We start from the raw sequence: 17841 nt of genomic DNA on the forward strand, positions 1-17841 counted from the left end.
AGATCACCCCACCGACGAGTAGGCCACAACCCCCCGCAGCAGCTGATCAACCGCCTTACGCGCGGCCTTCGCCACGGTCGACCCCTCCGCGGCGGAGGCCGCGGAAATCTGCCCCAGCACGTCGATGACCTGCTTGCACCACCGCACGAAGTCACCCGCAGGCATCTCCGCCTCCCGCAGCACCTCGTCGAGCCCCTTCCCCGAGGCCCACATGTACGCGGACCACGCGAACCCGAGATCGGGCTCCCGCTGTCCCACGCCCTCCGTCTGGCTGATCCGGAAGTCCTCCTCCAGCGCGTCCAGCCGGCCCCAGATCCGTACCATCTCGCCGAGCGCGGCCTTCGCCTTGCCCGAGGGCAGCTTCGGCGCCATCGCGTCGTCGCCGACCCGCGCCTCGTAGACCAGCGCCGAGACACAGGCGGCGAGCTCGGCGGGGGCCAGCCCCTCCCACACGCCGGCGCGCAGGCATTCGCTCGCCAGCAGGTCGAGCTCGCCGTAGAGACGGGCGAGCCGCTTGCCGTTCTCGGTGACCTCGTTGCCGCGCAGATAGTCCAGCTCGGTCAGCAGCGCCACGATCCGGTCGAACGTACGGGCGATCGTGTTGGTGCGGCCCTCGATACGGCGCTCCAGCTGCGAGGTGTCGCGCAGCAGCCGGTGGTAGCGCTCGGCCCAGCGGGCGTGGTCCTCGCGGTCGGCGCAGCCGTGGCAGGGGTGCGCGCGGAGCGCGGTGCGCAGCCGGGCGATCTCACGGTCGTCGGCTGCCTGGGAGCGCTGCTTGCGGGCCCGCTCCGGCGGGATGTGCCCCGCCTTGGTGCGCAGCGCGGAGGCGAGGTCGCGGCGGGACTGCGGCGAGCGCGGGTTGAACGTCTTCGGGATCCGCATCCGCTCCAGTGCCTCGACCGGCACCGGGAAGTCCATCGAGGCCAGCCGCTTGACCTGCCGCTCGGCGGTGAGGACCAGCGGACGCGGCCCGTCGTGGTGGTCGAAGCCGCGGTGGCCGTTGGCGCGCCCGGCGGGCAGGCCAGGGTCGAGCACCAGCGCCAGCCCGGCGTACTTGCCGGTGGGCACGTGGATGACGTCTCCCGGCTTGAGCTTCTCCAGTGCCACGGCGGCCTCGGCGCGCCGCTGGGCCGCGCCCTGCTTGGCCAGTTCGGTCTCGCGGTCCTTGAGGTCGCGGCGCAGCCGCGCGTACTCCTCGAAGTCACCGAGGTGGCAGGTCATGGAGGCCTTGTAGCCCTCGAGCCCCTCCTCGTTGCGCTGCACCTGCCGGGAGATGCCGACCACCGACCGGTCGGCCTGGAACTGCGCGAACGACGTCTCCAGGAGTTCGCGCGAGCGGTGCCGCCCGAACTGCTCGACCAGGTTGACCGCCATGTTGTACGACGGCTTGAAGCTGGAGCGCAGCGGGTAGGTGCGCGTGCCCGCCAGCCCGGCGAGGTGGTCGGGGTTCATGGCGCGCTGCCACAGGACGACGGCGTGCCCCTCGACGTCGATGCCACGCCGGCCCGCACGCCCGGTGAGCTGGGTGTACTCGCCGGGAGTGATGTCGGCGTGCTGCTCGCCGTTCCACTTGACGAGCTTCTCCAGGACCACGGACCGCGCGGGCATGTTGATGCCCAGCGCCAGCGTCTCGGTGGCGAACACGGCCTTGACCAGGCCGCGCACGAACAGCTCCTCGACGACTTCCTTGAACGTCGGCAGCATGCCCGCGTGATGGGCGGCGATTCCGCGCTCCAGGCCCTCCAGCCACTCGTAGTAGCCGAGAACGTGCAGGTCCTCGTGCGGGATCGCGGCCGTGCGCTCCTCGACGAGGGCCCGGACCTCCGCGCGCGCGTCCTCGTCGTTCAGCCGTAGTCCGGCGTACAGGCACTGCTGGACGGCGGCCTCACAGGCGGCGCGGCTGAAGATGAAGGTGATGGCGGGCAACAGCCCCTCGGCGTCGAGCCGTTCGATGACCTCCGGCCGGCCCGGCGTCCACACCCGCGAGCGCTGCCTGCGCTCCCGCTCACGGTCGGCCTCGCGCATGTTGCGGCCGCGTCTGCGGTCCTGGTACGAGGGTTTGCTCGCCTCCATGCGGGCCAGGCGCGTGAGGTCGGGGTTGACGGCCCTGCGGTGGCCCTCGCCCTCCTCGAACAGGTCGTACATCCGCCGCCCGGCGAGCACGTGCTGGAACAGCGGCACGGGCCGGTGCTCGGAGACGATCACCTCGGTGTCGCCGCGCACGGTGTCCAGCCAGTCGCCGAACTCCTCGGCGTTGGACACGGTCGCGGAGAGGCTGACCAGGGTGACCGACTCGGGAAGGTGGATGATCACCTCTTCCCACACGGCGCCCCGGAAGCGGTCGGAGAGGTAGTGCACCTCGTCCATCACCACGTACCCCAGGCCGAGGAGGGTCTGCGAACCGGCGTACAGCATGTTCCGCAGCACCTCGGTGGTCATCACGACCACCGGGGCGTCGGAGTTGACACTGTTGTCGCCGGTGAGCAGGCCGACCCTGTCGCTGCCGTATCGACGGCACAGGTCGGAGTACTTCTGGTTCGACAGCGCCTTGATGGGTGTCGTGTAGAAGCACTTCTTGCCCTGCTGGAGGGCGAGGTGGACGGCGAACTCGCCCACGATCGTCTTGCCCGAGCCGGTGGGGGCGGCCACCAGGACGCCCTTGCCCGCCTCGAGTGCCTGGCAGGCCTCGATCTGGAAGGGGTCGAGACCGAAGTCGTACATCTCGCGGAAGGACGCGAGCGCGGTGGCCTGCTCGACAGCACGCTTACGTGCTGCCGCGTACCGCTCGGCCGGTGAGAGATCCTCTGTCATCGTGCTTTCGAGCGTACCGGGCCGCACTGACAACAGGACGATCATTATCCGGATCCGGTGCCGCGAAACCTGGGTACGCCCAGCTCACGGGCGTACGGCCATCCGCTTCAGGGGCCGATGACGCGTACCGCGCGCGGGACGCACCGCGCGGTGAGCGGCAGTGCCCCGAACCGCTCCCCGTCCGCGTACCCCGAGACGCCGTCGGCGGCGAGCTCGACCTTCACCGTCCGGTGCACGGTGACCTGGGGATGGCCGACGTGCGTCCCCCGGTACACCTTGGGGAACACCCGCAGCAACGTCGTACGGTCGCAGTCGCCGACCACCGTGACGTCGAACAGTCCGTCGGTGAGGTCGGCGCCGGGGCAGATCCTCATACCGCCACCGTAGGAGGGGCCGTTGCCGACGGCCACGAGTGTGGCCTCGACCTCCCGCACGGCTCCGTCGTCGAGCGTGCTCCGGTACGGGAAGGGGCGGAAGGCGGCCAGTTCGGCGAGCATCGCGAGGTCGTACCGGGCGCGTCCGGTGGGCCATCGCATGCGGTTGCCCCGGTCGTTGACGCGGGAGTCGAAGCCGGAGGCGAGCACGGTGCCGAACCAGCGGTCCCCGACCCGGCCGAGATCGACGTCCCGGATCCGGGCGCCCTTGAGGGCGTCGGCGATCAGGTGTCCGGCGGCGCCCGGGTCGCGCACGGGCAGACCGAGCGCCCGGGCGAGGTCGTTGCCGGTGCCGGCGGCGACCAGGCCGAGCGGGGTGCGGGTACCGGCGACGGCCTGGAGGGCGAGGTGGGCCACCCCGTCGCCGCCGACGGCGATCAGGGCGCCGGTGCCGTCGGCGACGGCGGCACGCGCGCGTGCAAGGGCGTCCGCGGCGTTCTCGCCGACGACCGTGCGCACCGCGTAGCCGGCCGACCGCAACGCGGAAGCGGCCGGCCGCGCTGCTCGAGCGCCCCGGCCGCGGCCCGCCGCGGGGTTGACGAAGAGGGTGATCTCGCTGGTCACGGGGTGACCCTAGGAGCTCTCCGCCGAGTCTCAGGTCACGTCGTCATAACCGTTGACCCGGTCGGTGCTCGACTGCTCCGGCACCGTACGACTGGCGGCGACCGTCTCGACCTCGCCGATGTCCTCGGGGGTGAGGTCCAGGTCGGAGGCCTCGTCGTCGGCGGGACCCAGGGCGTCGCGACGGCGCCTGCGTCGGTCGTTCAGCAGGGAGAAGGCGGTCGCACCGAAGTACAGGATCCAGATCGGTCCGGCGAGCGCCAGCATCGAGATGGGGTCGGTGCTGGGCGTGGCCACGGCGGCGAACACCGTGATGCCGATGATCATGGCTCGCCACCAGCCGAGCATGCGCTGGCCGGTGACCATTCCGGTGAGATTGAGGAAGACCAGCAGCAGCGGCAGCTCGAAGGAGAGGCCGAAGACGACGACCATGCGCGTGACGAGCTGGAGCAGGTCGTCCAGCGGCAGCAGGTTGGTGACGCGGCCCGGGGTGAAGTCGATCAGCACCTTGGCGGTGGTCGGCAGCACCCGGTAGGCGAAGTAGCCGCCACCCAGGAAGAGCGGGGCGCCCATGCCGACGAACGCGTAGGCGTACCTGCGCTCGTGATTGTGCAGGCCGGGGGCGATGAAGGCCCACAGCTGGTAGAGCCAGACCGGCGAGGCGAAGACGACCCCGGCCATCAGGGAGACCTGGAGGGCCAGTGTGAAGGGCGCGAGCAGACCGTTGATCGTGATGCTCGCGCACTTGTTGCTGGAGTCGCCGGACTTGAGCTGGCCCTGGATCTCCTCGAAAGTCTTCCCGCAGCCGACCGAGTCGAGGATCGGCTTGGTGAGGAAGTTGATGATGTCGTTGTAGAAGAAGGCGGCTACGACCGTCACGACGACGATGGCCAGCATCGCCTTCGCGAGCCGGTTGCGGAGCTCACGAAGATGATCCGCGAGGGGCATCCGCCCCTCGGGGTCCTTCTCCTCTTTGCGGGCAGACTTCAGCAACCCACGTTCCCATCTCGTGCGGCGGGCCGGAGGTCACCGGCCCTGCGTCAGCGCTTGGTCGTGTCCGTCGGCTCGGTGACCGGGCGGGAACTGGTCACGTCGCCGGGGGCGGCCTGGATGGTGCGCTGCGCCGGGGGCTGCTCGTCGTTGTTGGGCGGGCCGGCCGGGGTGGCCGTGCTGCTGCCCTCTTCCTTCATCGCCTTGGCCTCGCTCTTGAGGATGCGAGCGGACTTGCCGAGCGAGCGCGCCATGTCGGGAAGCTTCTTGGCGCCGAACAGCAGGATGACGACGACGAGGATGAGAATGATCTCGGGGGCGCCGAGCCTTCCGAACATAAGTCTTTACCTTCTCACCGAGGCTGCGGGGGCGGGTTGCCGTCCGACCGGTCGGACACCTGTCCGAACGATCGTGTTGACAGCGATCGTAACGCTCAGGGGTAAACGTGAGGCAATCCCCGTGCCTACTCCCGGTACGCGGTCCGGGCCTCGTTCTCCGAGCCGCGACCAGCAGCGTACCTGGCCCCACCACAGGGGCGGGAGGGCGAAGTGGTCCAAAACGCATTCGCCGCAGGACTCACAGGACCGCCACAGCGCTCCGGGAGGCTCACCACAGCAGCCGTCACAGGGTGTCCACAGCACGGGCCGCGCTCACGGCCGCCCGCTCCAGATCCTGCGCCGCCCGGTCGATACGCCGCGCGGACTCCGCGACCTGCCGTCCCAGCCGCTGCGCCTCCAGGAAGACCCGGACGGCGAACACCGCGAGGACGGCGAGACCCACGAAACCCACGGCAACAGCGAACATCGGCCAGAACATGGGCCGAGCCTAGACCCCACTACGCGCTGTGCAGCCGCAGGGTCCTGACGCCACCGCCGGTGAGCAGTTCGACGATCCGCTCCCCGGCCGGCTTGCGCACGGCCGCACCGCAGTCGGGGCAGGTGAAGGAGTAGAAGGTGGTGCGGCTGGAGGCCCCGATCGCCAGCAGCAGGGCGCTCGCGGCGAGCTCGAAATGGCTTCGGCAGTCGGGGCAGCCGGCCCGGAAACGCACCGGGGCCACACTGCGCATCCCCGCGAACGCGGAGGCCGCCGAGATGCCCCGCACACCAGACGCCACCGACTCGCTCAAAGCTCCTGCTCCCGCCCGTCGAACTGACTGTCGCCCTGCCGCCGCGGCCGCTCGCCGAGCACCGCGTGCGGCTCGCCCGCCGCCCCCTGCGCCTCGATCCCGTCGTACGCCGCCAGCGCCTCACGGGCGGCCCGGCGGGCACTGTCGGCGAGGTCCGGCGGCGAGACGATCCGGCCGTCGCGGCCCAGTCGCAGGGCCAGCCGCCTGAGCGAGGCCGGTTCGGGCGTGCGCAGAGTGATACGCAGTCCGCCGTCCGGAAGCTCATCGGCGCTGTCGTGCGGGTAATACTCGGCGACCCAGCGGCCGCCCGGCCCGACCTCGACGACGACCTCCGGATCCTCCGCGGCCGGCTGCACCAGCCCCTCCGACAGGTCCCGCAGCTCGATCTCGGGCGGCGCGGACGACTCGTCGAGGATCCTGATCTCGGCGACCCGGTCCAGCCGGAAGGTGCGGCGGGCCTCCGAGCGGCGGCACCAGGCCTCCACGTACGTGTGCCCGACGCTGACGAGGCGGATGGGGTCGATCTCGCGCTCGGTGACCTCGTCACGGGCCGGCGAGTAGTAGCGGATCCACAGCCGGCGCCGCTCGGAGATCGCCCGGTCGACGTCCGCGAAGACCCCGCCCTCGGACTCGAACGTCACCGACAGGCGCGCGCTCGCGCCCGCCGCCTCTCCTGCCGCGGCCTCCACCTTCGCCGTCGCCCGCAGCAGCGCCTGCCGGTCGCCCTCCCGCAGACCGGGCAGCGTGGACACGGCCCGGGCCGCCACCAGCAGCGCGGTCGCCTCGTCCGCGGCCAGTCGCAGCGGCTCGGCGGCCTCCGCGCCGAGCGCCGCCGGGTTGTGCCACCAGATGCGCTCGCCGTCGGTGTCGATGTCGAGGAGATCGCCGCCCCGGAAGCTGGTGCCGCACATGGGCAGCACGTCGAGGTCCGAGACCAGCTCGTCCTCCGTGATCCCGAAGGCGCGCGCCACGTCCTCGATCCGCGCGCCGGGGCGCTCCCTGAGATACGTCACCAGGGAGAGCATCCGCCGGGTCTGGTCGATCGCGTTCGCCGGCCTGACCGGTTTGCCTGCCACTGTCTTGCTCGCTCCCCCTCAGCCCTTGGCCACGGCCCGCAGCCGGTCCACGACGTCCGCCCGCAGTTCGGCGGGGTCCAGGACCACCACGTCCGGCCCGAACTCCACCAGCCAGGCGTCCAGACCGTGCCCGTACGGAATCTTCAACTCGTCCCAGCCGTCCCCGAGTTCCCGCACGGCACTGGCCTTCGCCCGCAAGGGGTAGCCGGCCCCCGTCCGCAGCCGGATCAGCGCACTGCGGTCGGCGGTCTCCCCCGCCCAGCTCGCGACCGTCTCCCGCACGGTGACGACGTCCGGGACCGGCGCGGTGAAACTCGCCCCGCGCGAGCGCACCCGGCCGGTGATCCGCGACAACCGGAACACGCGCTCGGCGCCCCGGTCACGGTCGAAGCCGGCCAGATACCAGTGGCCGCGCCAGCACTCCAACGCCCACGGCTCGACATGCCGGGGCTCCGGGTGCGCGGCGGTGGCCTTGCGGTAGTCGAACACGACGGGACGGCGGTCACGGCAGGCCAGCATCAGCGGTTCGAACGCGGCCTCGTGCACGGGGATCCGGGGCTCCAGCGCGCCGTGCGCCTCGTACGGGTCGACGTCCTCGGGGAGCCCCGCCGCGCGCAGCTTCTGCAGGGCGCCGCTCGCGGCACCCGCCAGCCGGGCCTGCTGCCACACCTTGGCGGCCAGGCCCAGGGCCGCGGCCTCCTCGGCGTCGAGGGTGATGGGCGGCAGCCGGTTGCTGTCGCGGCGCGCGAGGTAGCCGATCTCGCCGTCCAGGCTCTCCACGGTCTCGATGACCAGGCCGAGCTCACGCAGATCGTCCTTGTCCCGCTCGAACATCCGGTTGAAGGAGTCGTCCGACGCCGCCGCACCCGTTCCCGGCCTGACGGTCTCGACATACGCCTCGATGGAATCGCGCAGCTCACGCTTGCTGAGCGGCCGCCGCGTCCCGAGCAGACACAGCGCCAGGTTCATCAGCCGCTCGGCCTTGGCAATGGCCATCGACGCCCTTCGCCTCCCCTATGGTGCTTACGATCGACGACCGTACCGCTCAGCGGTGCCCCGGCCAAAGCCGAGGGCCCACACCCGGGCAGGCATGGGCCCCAGCTGATCGACACTGGTCCTACGACGATCAGACCCCGAGCAGGTCCACCACGAAGATCAGCGTCTCACCGGGCTTGATCGCCGGGGTCGGGCTCTGGTTGCCGTAGGCGAGGTGCGCGGGGATGGTCAGCTGGCGACGGCCGCCGACCTTCATGCCCTGCACTCCCTGGTCCCAGCCCTTGATGACGCGGCCGCCACCGAGCGGGAAGCGGAACGGGGTCCCACGGTTCCAGCTGGCGTCGAACTCCTCACCGGTGCTGAAGGCGACACCGACGTAGTGGACGCTGACGGTCTGACCGGCCTGCGCAACCTCGCCGTCGCCCTCCCAGATGTCCTTGATCTCGAGGTCCGCCGGGGGCTCGCCGCCGGGGAAGTCGATCTCGGGCTTGTCAATGCTCACGTCACTGCTCCTGCATGTCTCACGGAAAGGCAACACGGACAGTCTTACACCTTCGGTGGCCTCACACCTTGGCGAGGATGTCCACCGCGAAGACCATCGTGGAGTCCTTCTCGATACCGCTGCCACTCGGAGGGTTGTCGCCGTAACCCAACGACGGCGGAACGACGATGACGACCCGGCTGCCCACCTTCCTCCCGATGAGCCCCTGCGCCCAGCCCTTGACCACCTGCTGCAGCGAGAACGACGTCAGCGCACTACGGCTGTACGTCGAGTCGAACTCCTTGCCCGTGTCCCAGATGACGCCCTTGTACTGCACCAACACGGTGTCGTCCGCAGCGAGAACGGCACCGTCCCCCTCGATCACGTACTTCGCCACCAGCTTGGTCGGCGCGGCCGACTTGGGGATCTCGATCGAGGGTGCCTTGCCATCGGTGTTCGTGCCGACCTTCGGCACACCGGCGTCGGACTGCGGGACGTCCTTGCCCTTGGCCGAACTCTTCGCGCTGAACGTGTCCTGGATGTCGAACACGAACACCAGCGTGTCGGTGCCCTTGATGCCTGTCTGTTCGTCGCCGTCCTTACCGAAACCCCAGGTCGGCGGCACGGAGAACTCCACCCGGCTGCCGGTCTTCTTGCCCGTCAGCGCATAGCGCCAGCCGTCGATGGTGGCACCCTGCGCGAGCTGGGTGAGCAGCGGCTTCTTGGTGTCGTAGGTGTTGAGGAGGACCTTCGCGCTGTCCCAGATCTGGCCGAGACAGTTCGCCTGGATGTAGTCGTTCTCCGCGACCGTCTTCCCGCCGCCCGCGATCACCGTCTTCACCGCCAGCTGGTCCGAAGGCTTCCCGCTGCCTTTGGCGACCGTCGGCTTCTCGCCGAACTTCACCCCCGCCGTGATGGCCGGCAGCGGACCGTCGACGATCTTCGGCGGAGGCGCGGCGGACGTGGCCGAGGCCGAGGGCGACGCACTGTCGCTCGCCTTGCTCGAGTCGGACTTGTCGTCACCGCACGCGGAGAGAGTGACCAGTCCCGCGGGAACTGCGGCAAGGATGAGTGAGCGTCGGCGCACGATGAAGGCCTCGTAATCGGTCGATCTTCTGGATGGCGTGCGCGCAACTCTACGGCGTGCGAAGGGCGCCGTACGGGAAACGTACGGCGCCCGTGTTGCGTTCCGCACCACGCGCGGAACACGTCGCTCACATGCCGGCGATCAGCTTCTCCACCCGGTCGTCCACCGAACGGAACGGGTCCTTGCACAACACGGTGCGCTGTGCCTGGTCGTTGAGCTTCAGGTGCACCCAGTCCACCGTGAAGTCCCGGCGCTGCTCCTGCGCACGCCGGATGAAGTCGCCGCGCAACCGCGCCCGAGTGGTCTGCGGCGGCACCGACTTGCCCTCGAAGATCTTCAAGTCGTTGCAGATCCGGGCGGCCTGCCCCTTGCGCTCCAACAGGTAGTAGAGACCACGACGGCGGTGGATGTCGTGGTAGGCGAGGTCTATCTGCGCCACCCGCGGATGCGACATCGTCATATTGTGCTTGGCCCGGTACCGCTCGATGAGCTTGTACTTCATCACCCAGTCGATCTCGGTGCCGATCCGGTCGAGGTCCTCCGCCTCGATCGAGTCCAGCGTGCGGCCCCACAGCTCCAGGACCTGGTCGACGGTGCCGGTGCGGATACCGCGGCGCTCGACGAAGTCCACGGCCTTCTCGTAGTACTCGCGCTGCACCTCCAGCGCGGAGGCCTCACGGCCGCTGGCCAGACGCACCTTGCGCCGACCCGTGATGTCGTGACTGACCTCGCGGATCGCCCGGATCGGGTTCTCCAGCGTCAGATCCCGCATCACCGTGCCCGCCTCGATCATGCGCAGCACCAGGTCGGTCGCACCGACCTTCAGCAACATGGTCGTCTCGGACATGTTCGAGTCGCCCACGATCACATGCAGCCGGCGGTACCGCTCGGCGTCCGCGTGCGGCTCGTCGCGCGTGTTGATGATGGGCCGTGAGCGGGTCGTCGCCGAGGAGACGCCCTCCCAGATGTGCTCGGCCCGCTGACTGACGCAGTAGACCGCCCCACGGGGCGTCTGCAGCACCTTGCCCGCGCCGCACAGCAGCTGGCGGGTCACCAGGAACGGGATCAGGATGTCCGCGAGCCGGGAGAACTCCCCGTGCCGGGCCACCAGATAGTTCTCGTGGCAACCATAGGAGTTGCCCGCCGAGTCCGTGTTGTTCTTGAAGAGGTAGACGTCGCCCGCGATTCCTTCCTCGTGCAGGCGTCGCTCCGCGTCCACCAGGAGTCCTTCGAGAATGCGCTCGCCCGCTTTGTCGTGGGTGACCAACTCGGTCACGTTGTCACATTCCGGTGTCGCGTATTCCGGATGCGAACCCACGTCGAGATAGAGGCGGGCGCCGTTCCGCAGAAAGACATTGCTGCTTCGGCCCCATGACACGACACGGCGGAAGAGGTACCGCGCCACCTCGTCGGGAGACAGCCGACGCTGTCCCCTGAACGTACATGTGACGCCGTACTCGTTCTCCAGCCCGAAAATGCGGCGGTCCATGAGTGAACATTACGCCCGATCCCCTGAACTGAAACGAGGTTCGGCAGCACGGTTTGGATCATTTTCCGATGAAGCCGCAACCATCCCACTCACGGCGGGAGCTGCGAGTACCCGCCCCGTGGCCAGCAAAACCACCAAGGACACGGCACCCGCGACACCCGGCATCGCGAACCCCCACAGCGCGCCACCCGCCTCCACGACCGGACCCGCCAGGCCCGTTCCCACCGACGCCCCCACCGTGAACGTCGTCACCAGCCACGAGAACGCCTCCGTCACCGTCCCCCGCGGCGCATGCCGGTCCACGATGACGAACGCGCACGCGATGGCAGGCGCCAGGAACACCCCCGCCAGCGCCGTCAGCGCCACCATGGCCACCGCCCCCGGCATCAGCATCAACGGCAGATAACACACCGCCAGAAACGCCACCAGACCCCGCAGTCGCCGCTCCGGCGCCCCCGCCCACCGCCGCGCCCCGTACGCCACACCGCCGACCAGCGCACCGAGCCCCAGAGCCGCCATCAGCCAGCCGTACACCGCGTCACCGCCGTGGTCGTCCGCGTACGGCACCGACGCCACCGTGATGGAACCGAGCGCGATACCGATGAACAGGAACGCCCCGAGCAGCGCCAGCAGGCCGGGCGACCGCAGCGCGCCCAGCCAGTGCGCCTCGCGCGGCGCCGAACGCCACGCGCGCGAGGGCGGCGACGCGACCACCCACAGCGCCCCCAGCACCCCGACCGCGTTCAGCACCGGCAGCGCCGCCTGCGCCGACCACAGCGACACGCACAGCGTCACCAGCAGCGGCCCGACGGTGAACATCACCTCCTGCGCCACCGCGTCCATCGCGTACGCCGTGTGGACCTGGTCCTCACGCCGCAGCACCGCCGGCCACAGCGCCCGCAGACCCCCCTCCAGAGGCGGGGTGAACAGCCCTGCGGCCGCCACCGCCCCGTACGCGAGCGGCAGCGGGTCCGTACCGGTGAACGCGAAGACCGCCATCGCCAGGGCCGAGGCGAGCGCCGCGGGCAACTGGACCCGCGGCTGCCCGTGCAGATCGACCAGCCGCCCCAGCAACGGCTGCCCGACCGCGTTCGCGACGCCGTACACCGCCGCCAGCGCCCCCGCGAGGCTGTACGTACCACCCTCCGCGCGCACGAACAGCACGATCGCGATCGCGGCCGTGGCGTTGGGCAACCGGCCGACGAGCGTGCCGGTCAGCAGCCGGGCGGCGTGCTTCGCCCTGAGGATCTCCAGGTATCCCGCGGCCAATGTCCCGCCTCCGTCGGCTCGCCCGAGGCAGAGAGTCACCTCGAAGTTTTACGTATAACGTCTCCGGTCATACGTACCATGTGCGCTGTTCACCAGTCCAGACGAAGGAGCAGGCCCACAGTGGCACGAGGTAGCACGCGCCCCACGAGCCGCGACGTCGCCCAGGCCGCCGGAGTCTCCCAGGCCGCCGTCTCCCTCGTACTCGGCGACAAATGGCGCGGCCGCGTCTCCGAGAACACGGCACAGCGCGTACGGGACGCAGCCCGCGAACTCGGCTACCGCCCCAACCTCGCCGCCCGCAACCTCCGCCTCGGCCGCACCCGCACCGTCCTCCTCGTCGTCCCCGCCCTGACCGCCGAGTTCTTCGGGGGCGTCTACACCGGAGCGGCACGCGTCGCGGCCGAGCACGGCTTCGGCGTCGTCCTCTACCCCTCCCCCGAAGGCGTCGGCCCCGCCCGCGACCCCTTCGCCTCCGCCCAGGCCGCCCTCGACGGCGTCCTCGCCTCCTCCATGGCCGCCGACGCCCTCACCGCCATCCGCGGCGACCAGCTCCCCCTCGTCATGCTCGACAGCGACCCCGCCGGAAGCCTCGGCGCGGCCACCGTCAACCTCGACATCGCCGACGGCGTGCGCCAGGTCGCCGACCACCTCCTCGGGCTCGGCCACCGCCACTTCCTCCACCTCGCGGCCGACATCCCCTCCTGGACCTTCGAGGTACGCGCACGCGAACTCGCCGCACGCGTCGGGGCCGTACCCGGAACATCCCTGCGCACCGCACCCGCCCCCATCTCCATCGACGGAGCCCGCACCGCCGCCGAGGCGGCCCTCGGCTCCCCCGGACCACGCCCCACCGCCGTCGTCTGCGACGACGACAAACTCGCCGCCGGCGTCTACAAAGCCCTGCGCCGCCTCGGCCTGCGCGTACCCGACGACATGTCCGTCACCGGCCTCGACGACCTCGCGCTCGCCACCGCCCTCGACCCCGAACTGACGACCGTACGACTCGACGCCGAGCTCTTCGGCGAACGGGGCATGCAGGCCCTCCTCGCCGTGCTGGAAGGCCGCACACCGGACGCCGGGGACATCCCCGTCGAGCTCGTCGCACGGGCCTCCACAGCCCCACCCAGCGCCTCCTGAACGCCCTGCGCCCCGGCCGAACAGTCGACCGGGGCGCACAAAGGGTGGGACAGGGTGAGGCGGGACCGGGACCGAGGCGGGACCGGGACCGAGGCGGCCTCCTACTCCTCCTCGGAGCTCTCCGCCTCCGTGGACGCACCGTCCGTCTCCAGCAACCGACCCAGCTGACGACCGACGATCCGCTTGAACTTGCGCTTCTGCGGCCGCGTACGGTCCAGCACCGCCACCTCCAGCCGCTCCGCCGGGATCTCCCGCTGCGTGCCGTTCGTGTCACGCGACAACGCCTGGACAGCCAGCTTCAACGCCTCGGCCAGGCTCATCCCGTCCTGATGACGCTGATCCAGGTAACTGCTGATCTGCTCGGCATTACCGCCGACCGCCACCGAACCGTGCTCGTCCACGATCGACCCGTCGTGCGGCAACCGGTAGATCTGGTCACCGTCCGGCGTCTCACCGACCTCCGCCACGACCAGCTCCACCTCGTACGGCTTCTCACCCGCCGAAGAGAAGATCGTGCCCAACGTCTGGGCGTAGACGTTGGCCAGACCGCGCGCGGTCACGTCGTCGCGGTCATAGGTGTAACCACGAAGATCGGCATACCGCACGCCACCGATCCGCAGGTTCTCGTACTCGTTGTACTTGCCGGCGGCCGCGAAACCGATCCGGTCATAGATCTCGCTGAACTTGTGCAGCGCACGGGACGGATTCTCGCCGACGAACACGATGCCGTCGGCGTACTGGATCACAACGAGGCTGCGCCCGCGCGCGATGCCCTTGCGGGCGTACTCGGCGCGGTCGGCCATCGCCTGCTGGGGTGAGACATAGAACGGCGTCGACACCGGTTATCCGTCCCTTTCTGTCGAAGTCACTGGATCACCTGGGATAAGAACGGGGCCGCCGACTACAGCAGAGCGGCGCGCGGGCCGTCCGGCTGCTCCAGGCGGCGCTCCAGGATCGAGCGGGCGATCTCCGACGACTCCTCGTCTGTCAGGCGACGGAAGCCGTCCTCGGTGATCACGGTGACGATCGGGTAGATCCGGCGGGCGACATCGGGACCACCGGTCGCCGAGTCGTCGTCGGCCGCGTCATAGAGGGCCTGGACCACGAGCGTCGTGGCCTCTTCCTCGGTCAGGTCGTTACGGAAGAGCTTCTTCATCGCCCCGCGCGCGAAGATCGAGCCGGAGCCGGTGGCGGCGAAGTGGTGCTCCTCGGAGCGGCCGCCCGTGACGTCGTAGGAGAAGATCCGGCCCCTGTCCCGGTCCACGTCGAACCCGGCGAAGAGGGGCACGACCGCCAGCCCCTGCATGGCCATGGCCAGGTTGGACCGGATCATGGTCGACAACCGGTTCGCCTTGCCCTCCAGCGAGAGCTGCGCCCCCTCGACCTTCTCGAAGTGCTCCAGCTCCAGCTGGAACAGCTTCACCATCTCGACGGCCAGACCGGCGGTACCGGCGATACCGACGGCCGAGTACTCGTCGGCCGGGAAGACCTTCTCGATGTCCCGCTGCGCGATGACGTTGCCCATCGTGGCGCGACGGTCACCGGCGAGCACGACGCCACCGGGGAACGTGACGGCCACGATCGTCGTCCCGTGCGGCGCCTCGATCACACCCTGCGTCGGGGGCAGCTGCCGCTTGCCGGGCAGCAGCTCCGGCTGATGGTCGGAGAGAAAGTCCATGAAGGACGAGGACCCAGGCGTCAGGAAGGCAGCTGGCAGACGCCCGGTGCTACGAGTGTTGGCTTCCACGCGTTTCCTTCCACGTATGCAGCAGCCCGCCTTATGGCATCGGGCCGATCTTTGAACTGCCCCAGTGCGGCATTGCAGCTGAAGCACAGTACGCCACGGACCCTACCCGTCTTGTGGCAGTGATCCACATGTGCGGCCGGAGCTGACAAACATATGCAGCAGACGCCACCTCGGGAGGCGATCGACTCGTCGCGTTCGGCTTCGGTCAGGCTGTACTTGCGCCGGAGATTGCTGTGCGGGCGCCACGGCCGCCCCGAACGCCTTGCAGCGGCCGGCCGGACCCTCGCGCTTCCTCAGGGCCAAGCACTTGAGGCTCCGGGGCACGACAGTGATATCGGGTCGCGCAGTCCCGGCATTGCCTCTGCAAGCCATCAAGGTTTGACCGCTTGCGGGCGAAGGCTGTGCGCGGCTTGCTCTCGCCGCACCGCACACAGCGCTTCACGCGTTCTTCGCTGCCAACTCCGGAGCCCCCGCAACCTTCGAATCGAAGGTTACTCGCCACCTTTTTGAACGAACGACCGAACGAAGTCCTCGGCGTTCTCCTCGAGTACATCGTCGATCTCGTCAAGGACCGAGTCAACGTCGTCGCTCAGCTTCTCCTGGCGCTCCTTGAGGTCTTCCGAGGCCTGCGCCTCGGGCGCCTGCTCCTCGACCTCTTCCGTGGAGCGTGTCGCCTTCTGCTGGCCGCCGCCGGTGTCCTTGGTCGCCATAACCCTCACCCCGCTCTTTCGCCCGACATGGTCGACAGGTCGGCATTCCTGCCGATCGGTGATGATCAGACCCTACAAGCCGGGTCCGACATCGGCCCCGCAGTTGCCACAACGTACGGGGGCCACCTCGATGATTCCCGGACGAGGGGCTTTCCACCCCGTCCGGCAGGTCCCGTCCGGATAACCGTTCAGCCACCCGAGAGGACCCTGACCAGGTCTTCTGCCGTGCGGCAGCGGTCCAGGAGCTCCTTGACGTGATTTCGCGTTCCGCGAAGAGGTTCGAGGGTTGGGACGCGCTGGAGCGAATCCCGGCCCGGCAGGTCGAAGATCACCGAGTCCCAGGAGGCGGCGGCGACGTCGTCGGCGTACTGCTCCAGGCAGCGGCCGCGGAAGTACGCGCGCGTGTCCTCCGGAGGCTTCGTGATCGCCCTCTCGACCTCGGCCTCGTCCAGCAGTCGCTTCATACGGCCGCGGGCCGCCAGACGGTTGTAGAGGCCCTTCTCGGCCCGTACGTCGGCGTACTGGAGGTCGACGAGGTGGAGGCGGGCGGCGTCCCAGTCGAGGCTGTCACGGCGCCGGTAGCCCTCCATGAGCTCCCGCTTGGCGACCCAGTCGAGTTCGCCGGCGAGGCTCATGGGGTCGTTCTCCAGGCGGTTCAGGGTGTCCTCCCAGCGGGTGAGGACGTCCTTGGTCTGGTCGTCGGCGTCCGCGCCGTACCGCTCCTCCACGTACTTGCGCGAGAGCTCGTAGTACTCCATCTGGAGCTGGACCGCGGTGAGTGTGCGGCCGCTGCGGAGGGTGACCAGGCGCTGGAGCGTCGGGTCGTGGGAGACCTGGTGGAGGGTGCGCACGGGCTGGTCGACGGCCAGGTCGACCGCGATGAAGCCGTCCTCGATCATGGACAGGACCAGGGCGGTCGTGCCCAGCTTGAGGTACGTCGAGATCTCCGACAGGTTCGCGTCGCCGATGATCACATGGAGGCGGCGGTACTTCTCGGCGTCCGCGTGCGGCTCGTCGCGGGTGTTGATGATCGGGCGCTTGAGGGTGGTCTCCAGGCCGACCTCGACCTCGAAGTAGTCGGCGCGCTGGCTGAGCTGGAAGCCGTGTTCGTGACCGTCCTGGCCGATGCCGACGCGGCCGGCGCCGGTGACCACCTGGCGCGAGACGAAGAACGGGGTCAGGTGGCGCACGATGTCGGAGAAAGCGGTTTCCCGCTTCATCAGGTAGTTCTCGTGCGTGCCGTAGGAGGCGCCCTTGTTGTCGGTGTTGTTCTTGTAGAGGTGGATGGGCTGGGCGCCGGGGAGTGCCGCGGCCCGCTCGGCCGCCTCCGCCATGATGCGCTCGCCGGCCTTGTCCCAGAGAACGGCGTCGCGCGGATTGGTGACCTCGGGAGCGCTGTATTCGGGGTGCGCATGGTCGACGTAGAGCCGCGCGCCGTTCGTGAGGATCACGTTGGCGAGGCCGATGTCCTCGTCGGTGAGCTGGCTGGAGTCGGCGGACTCGCGGGCGAGGTCGAAGCCACGCGCGTCCCGCAGCGGGTTCTCCTCCTCGAAGTCCCAGCGGGCCCGGCGGGCCCGGTGCATCGCCGCCGCGTAGGCGTTGACGATCTGGGACGAGGTGAGCATGGCATTGGCGTTGGGGTGGCCGGGGACGGAGATCCCGTACTCCGTCTCGATGCCCATTACTCGCCGTACGGTCATGCGGCCCTCCTTGCCCGGCGGCACCCTCGGTCGTGGGCGCCGCTCAGATACCGGTGGTGCTCCGGTGCGTGTGCGGTGCCCGTCCCCGCACTGCGCGACCCGGCGGTACGGAAGAGCCTAGAACGCCTCTGCGCTGGTGGGGAGATCATTTGCGTCATTGCCTTGCTCCAGCCGTGGCCTGAAAAACAGTCGGCTGCGGGTACCCGTGGTGGGCACCCGCAGCCGCC

General features: G+C 69.6%; 17 protein-coding genes and 1 pseudogene. 1 reads left to right on the plus strand and 17 read right to left on the minus strand.

Annotated features, from left to right (window positions below; translation table 11 throughout):
• Positions 1-3: 3 nt before the first annotated feature.
• The 12 genes from OG289_RS11655 to OG289_RS11710 all read right to left on the minus strand — a co-directional run bounded on the left by OG289_RS11655 (position 4) and on the right by OG289_RS11710 (position 12320).
• A complete protein-coding gene (locus OG289_RS11655) occupies positions 4-2856 on the minus strand; it encodes a DEAD/DEAH box helicase (protein ID WP_327313937.1) in 2853 nt (950 codons plus the stop codon).
• Positions 2857-2918: 62 nt separating this feature from the next.
• On the minus strand, positions 2919-3809 hold the full coding sequence (locus OG289_RS11660; RefSeq protein ID WP_327313938.1) for a diacylglycerol kinase: 891 nt from the start codon (positions 3807-3809) through the stop codon (positions 2919-2921).
• A gap of 30 nt (positions 3810-3839) precedes the next feature.
• Complete coding sequence (gene tatC / locus OG289_RS11665; protein ID WP_327313939.1) at positions 3840-4799, minus strand: twin-arginine translocase subunit TatC; 960 nt, start codon at positions 4797-4799, stop codon at positions 3840-3842.
• Between the two features lie 47 nt (positions 4800-4846).
• Entirely contained in the window at positions 4847-5134 is a 288-nt protein-coding gene (tatA, locus tag OG289_RS11670; protein WP_093774479.1) for a Sec-independent protein translocase subunit TatA, read from the minus strand.
• 283 nt (positions 5135-5417) lie between these two features.
• Positions 5418-5612 carry a hypothetical protein gene (locus OG289_RS11675; RefSeq protein ID WP_079663381.1) on the minus strand — a complete coding sequence of 65 codons (195 nt, stop codon included), beginning with the start codon at positions 5610-5612 and terminating at the stop codon, positions 5418-5420.
• A gap of 19 nt (positions 5613-5631) precedes the next feature.
• Positions 5632-5922 carry a hypothetical protein gene (locus OG289_RS11680; protein WP_327313940.1) on the minus strand — a complete coding sequence of 97 codons (291 nt, stop codon included), beginning with the start codon at positions 5920-5922 and terminating at the stop codon, positions 5632-5634.
• The gene (locus tag OG289_RS11685) at positions 5919-6998 is read right to left on the minus strand and encodes a helix-turn-helix transcriptional regulator (RefSeq protein WP_327313941.1); all 1080 of its coding nucleotides are present in this window, start codon (positions 6996-6998) and stop codon (positions 5919-5921) included. The genes OG289_RS11680 and OG289_RS11685 overlap by 4 nt, the downstream gene beginning before the upstream one ends.
• Before the next feature lie 18 nt (positions 6999-7016).
• On the minus strand, positions 7017-7994 hold the full coding sequence (locus tag OG289_RS11690) for a helix-turn-helix transcriptional regulator (RefSeq protein ID WP_327313942.1): 978 nt from the start codon (positions 7992-7994) through the stop codon (positions 7017-7019).
• Between the two features lie 130 nt (positions 7995-8124).
• A complete protein-coding gene (locus OG289_RS11695) occupies positions 8125-8496 on the minus strand; it encodes an FKBP-type peptidyl-prolyl cis-trans isomerase (RefSeq protein ID WP_190148697.1) in 372 nt (123 codons plus the stop codon).
• A 61-nt stretch (positions 8497-8557) separates the two neighbouring features.
• Positions 8558-9562, minus strand: a complete 1005-nt coding sequence (locus OG289_RS11700) for an FKBP-type peptidyl-prolyl cis-trans isomerase (protein WP_327313943.1) — start codon at positions 9560-9562, stop codon at positions 8558-8560.
• Between the two features lie 127 nt (positions 9563-9689).
• Entirely contained in the window at positions 9690-11051 is a 1362-nt protein-coding gene (gene pafA / locus OG289_RS11705) for a Pup--protein ligase (RefSeq protein ID WP_319335180.1), read from the minus strand.
• A gap of 9 nt (positions 11052-11060) precedes the next feature.
• Complete coding sequence (locus OG289_RS11710; protein ID WP_327313944.1) at positions 11061-12320, minus strand: MFS transporter; 1260 nt, start codon at positions 12318-12320, stop codon at positions 11061-11063.
• A gap of 120 nt (positions 12321-12440) precedes the next feature.
• Here OG289_RS11710 and OG289_RS11715 point away from each other — a divergent pair, with 120 nt between their 5' ends.
• Entirely contained in the window at positions 12441-13457 is a 1017-nt protein-coding gene (locus OG289_RS11715; protein ID WP_327313945.1) for a LacI family DNA-binding transcriptional regulator, read from the plus strand.
• A 101-nt stretch (positions 13458-13558) separates the two neighbouring features.
• Here the strand turns inward: OG289_RS11715 and prcA are convergent, their stop codons facing one another.
• From prcA to dop, 5 genes and pseudogenes are all read right to left on the minus strand, one after another.
• Positions 13559-14296, minus strand: coding sequence for a proteasome subunit alpha (gene prcA, locus OG289_RS11720; protein WP_327313946.1), 738 nt, complete (start codon positions 14294-14296; stop codon positions 13559-13561).
• A gap of 62 nt (positions 14297-14358) precedes the next feature.
• Positions 14359-15204 (minus strand): proteasome subunit beta, encoded by an 846-nt coding sequence (gene prcB / locus OG289_RS11725; protein WP_327313947.1) that lies wholly within the window; start codon positions 15202-15204, stop codon positions 14359-14361.
• A pseudogene (locus tag OG289_RS49635) lies at positions 15156-15706 on the minus strand (endonuclease VII domain-containing protein). The gene prcB and the pseudogene OG289_RS49635 overlap by 49 nt, the downstream one beginning before the upstream one ends.
• Positions 15696-15914, minus strand: a complete 219-nt coding sequence (locus OG289_RS11735; protein ID WP_020128324.1) for a ubiquitin-like protein Pup — start codon at positions 15912-15914, stop codon at positions 15696-15698. Before OG289_RS11735 ends, OG289_RS49635 begins: the two are co-directional and overlap by 11 nt.
• 188 nt (positions 15915-16102) lie before the next feature.
• Positions 16103-17614, minus strand: coding sequence for a depupylase/deamidase Dop (gene dop / locus OG289_RS11740; RefSeq protein ID WP_327313948.1), 1512 nt, complete (start codon positions 17612-17614; stop codon positions 16103-16105).
• Positions 17615-17841 lie beyond the last annotated feature (227 nt).

The organism is Streptomyces sp. NBC_01235, from assembly GCF_035989285.1.
Lineage (GTDB): Bacteria > Actinomycetota > Actinomycetes > Streptomycetales > Streptomycetaceae > Streptomyces.

What these genes read in the sequence shown, in the direction of transcription:
- OG289_RS11655 (WP_327313937.1), bottom strand. Translation starts at nt 2,856, where the DNA reads ATGATCGTCCTGTTGTCAGTGCGGCCCGGTACGCTCGAAAGCACGATG.
- tatA (WP_093774479.1), bottom strand. Translation starts at nt 5,134, where the DNA reads ATGTTCGGAAGGCTCGGCGCCCCCGAGATCATTCTCATCCTCGTCGTC.
- OG289_RS11675 (WP_079663381.1), bottom strand. Translation starts at nt 5,612, where the DNA reads ATGTTCTGGCCGATGTTCGCTGTTGCCGTGGGTTTCGTGGGTCTCGCC.
- OG289_RS11690 (WP_327313942.1), bottom strand. Translation starts at nt 7,994, where the DNA reads ATGGCCATTGCCAAGGCCGAGCGGCTGATGAACCTGGCGCTGTGTCTG.
- pafA (WP_319335180.1), bottom strand. Translation starts at nt 11,051, where the DNA reads ATGGACCGCCGCATTTTCGGGCTGGAGAACGAGTACGGCGTCACATGT.
- OG289_RS11735 (WP_020128324.1), bottom strand. Translation starts at nt 15,914, where the DNA reads ATGGCGACCAAGGACACCGGCGGCGGCCAGCAGAAGGCGACACGCTCC.
- dop (WP_327313948.1), bottom strand. Translation starts at nt 17,614, where the DNA reads ATGACCGTACGGCGAGTAATGGGCATCGAGACGGAGTACGGGATCTCC.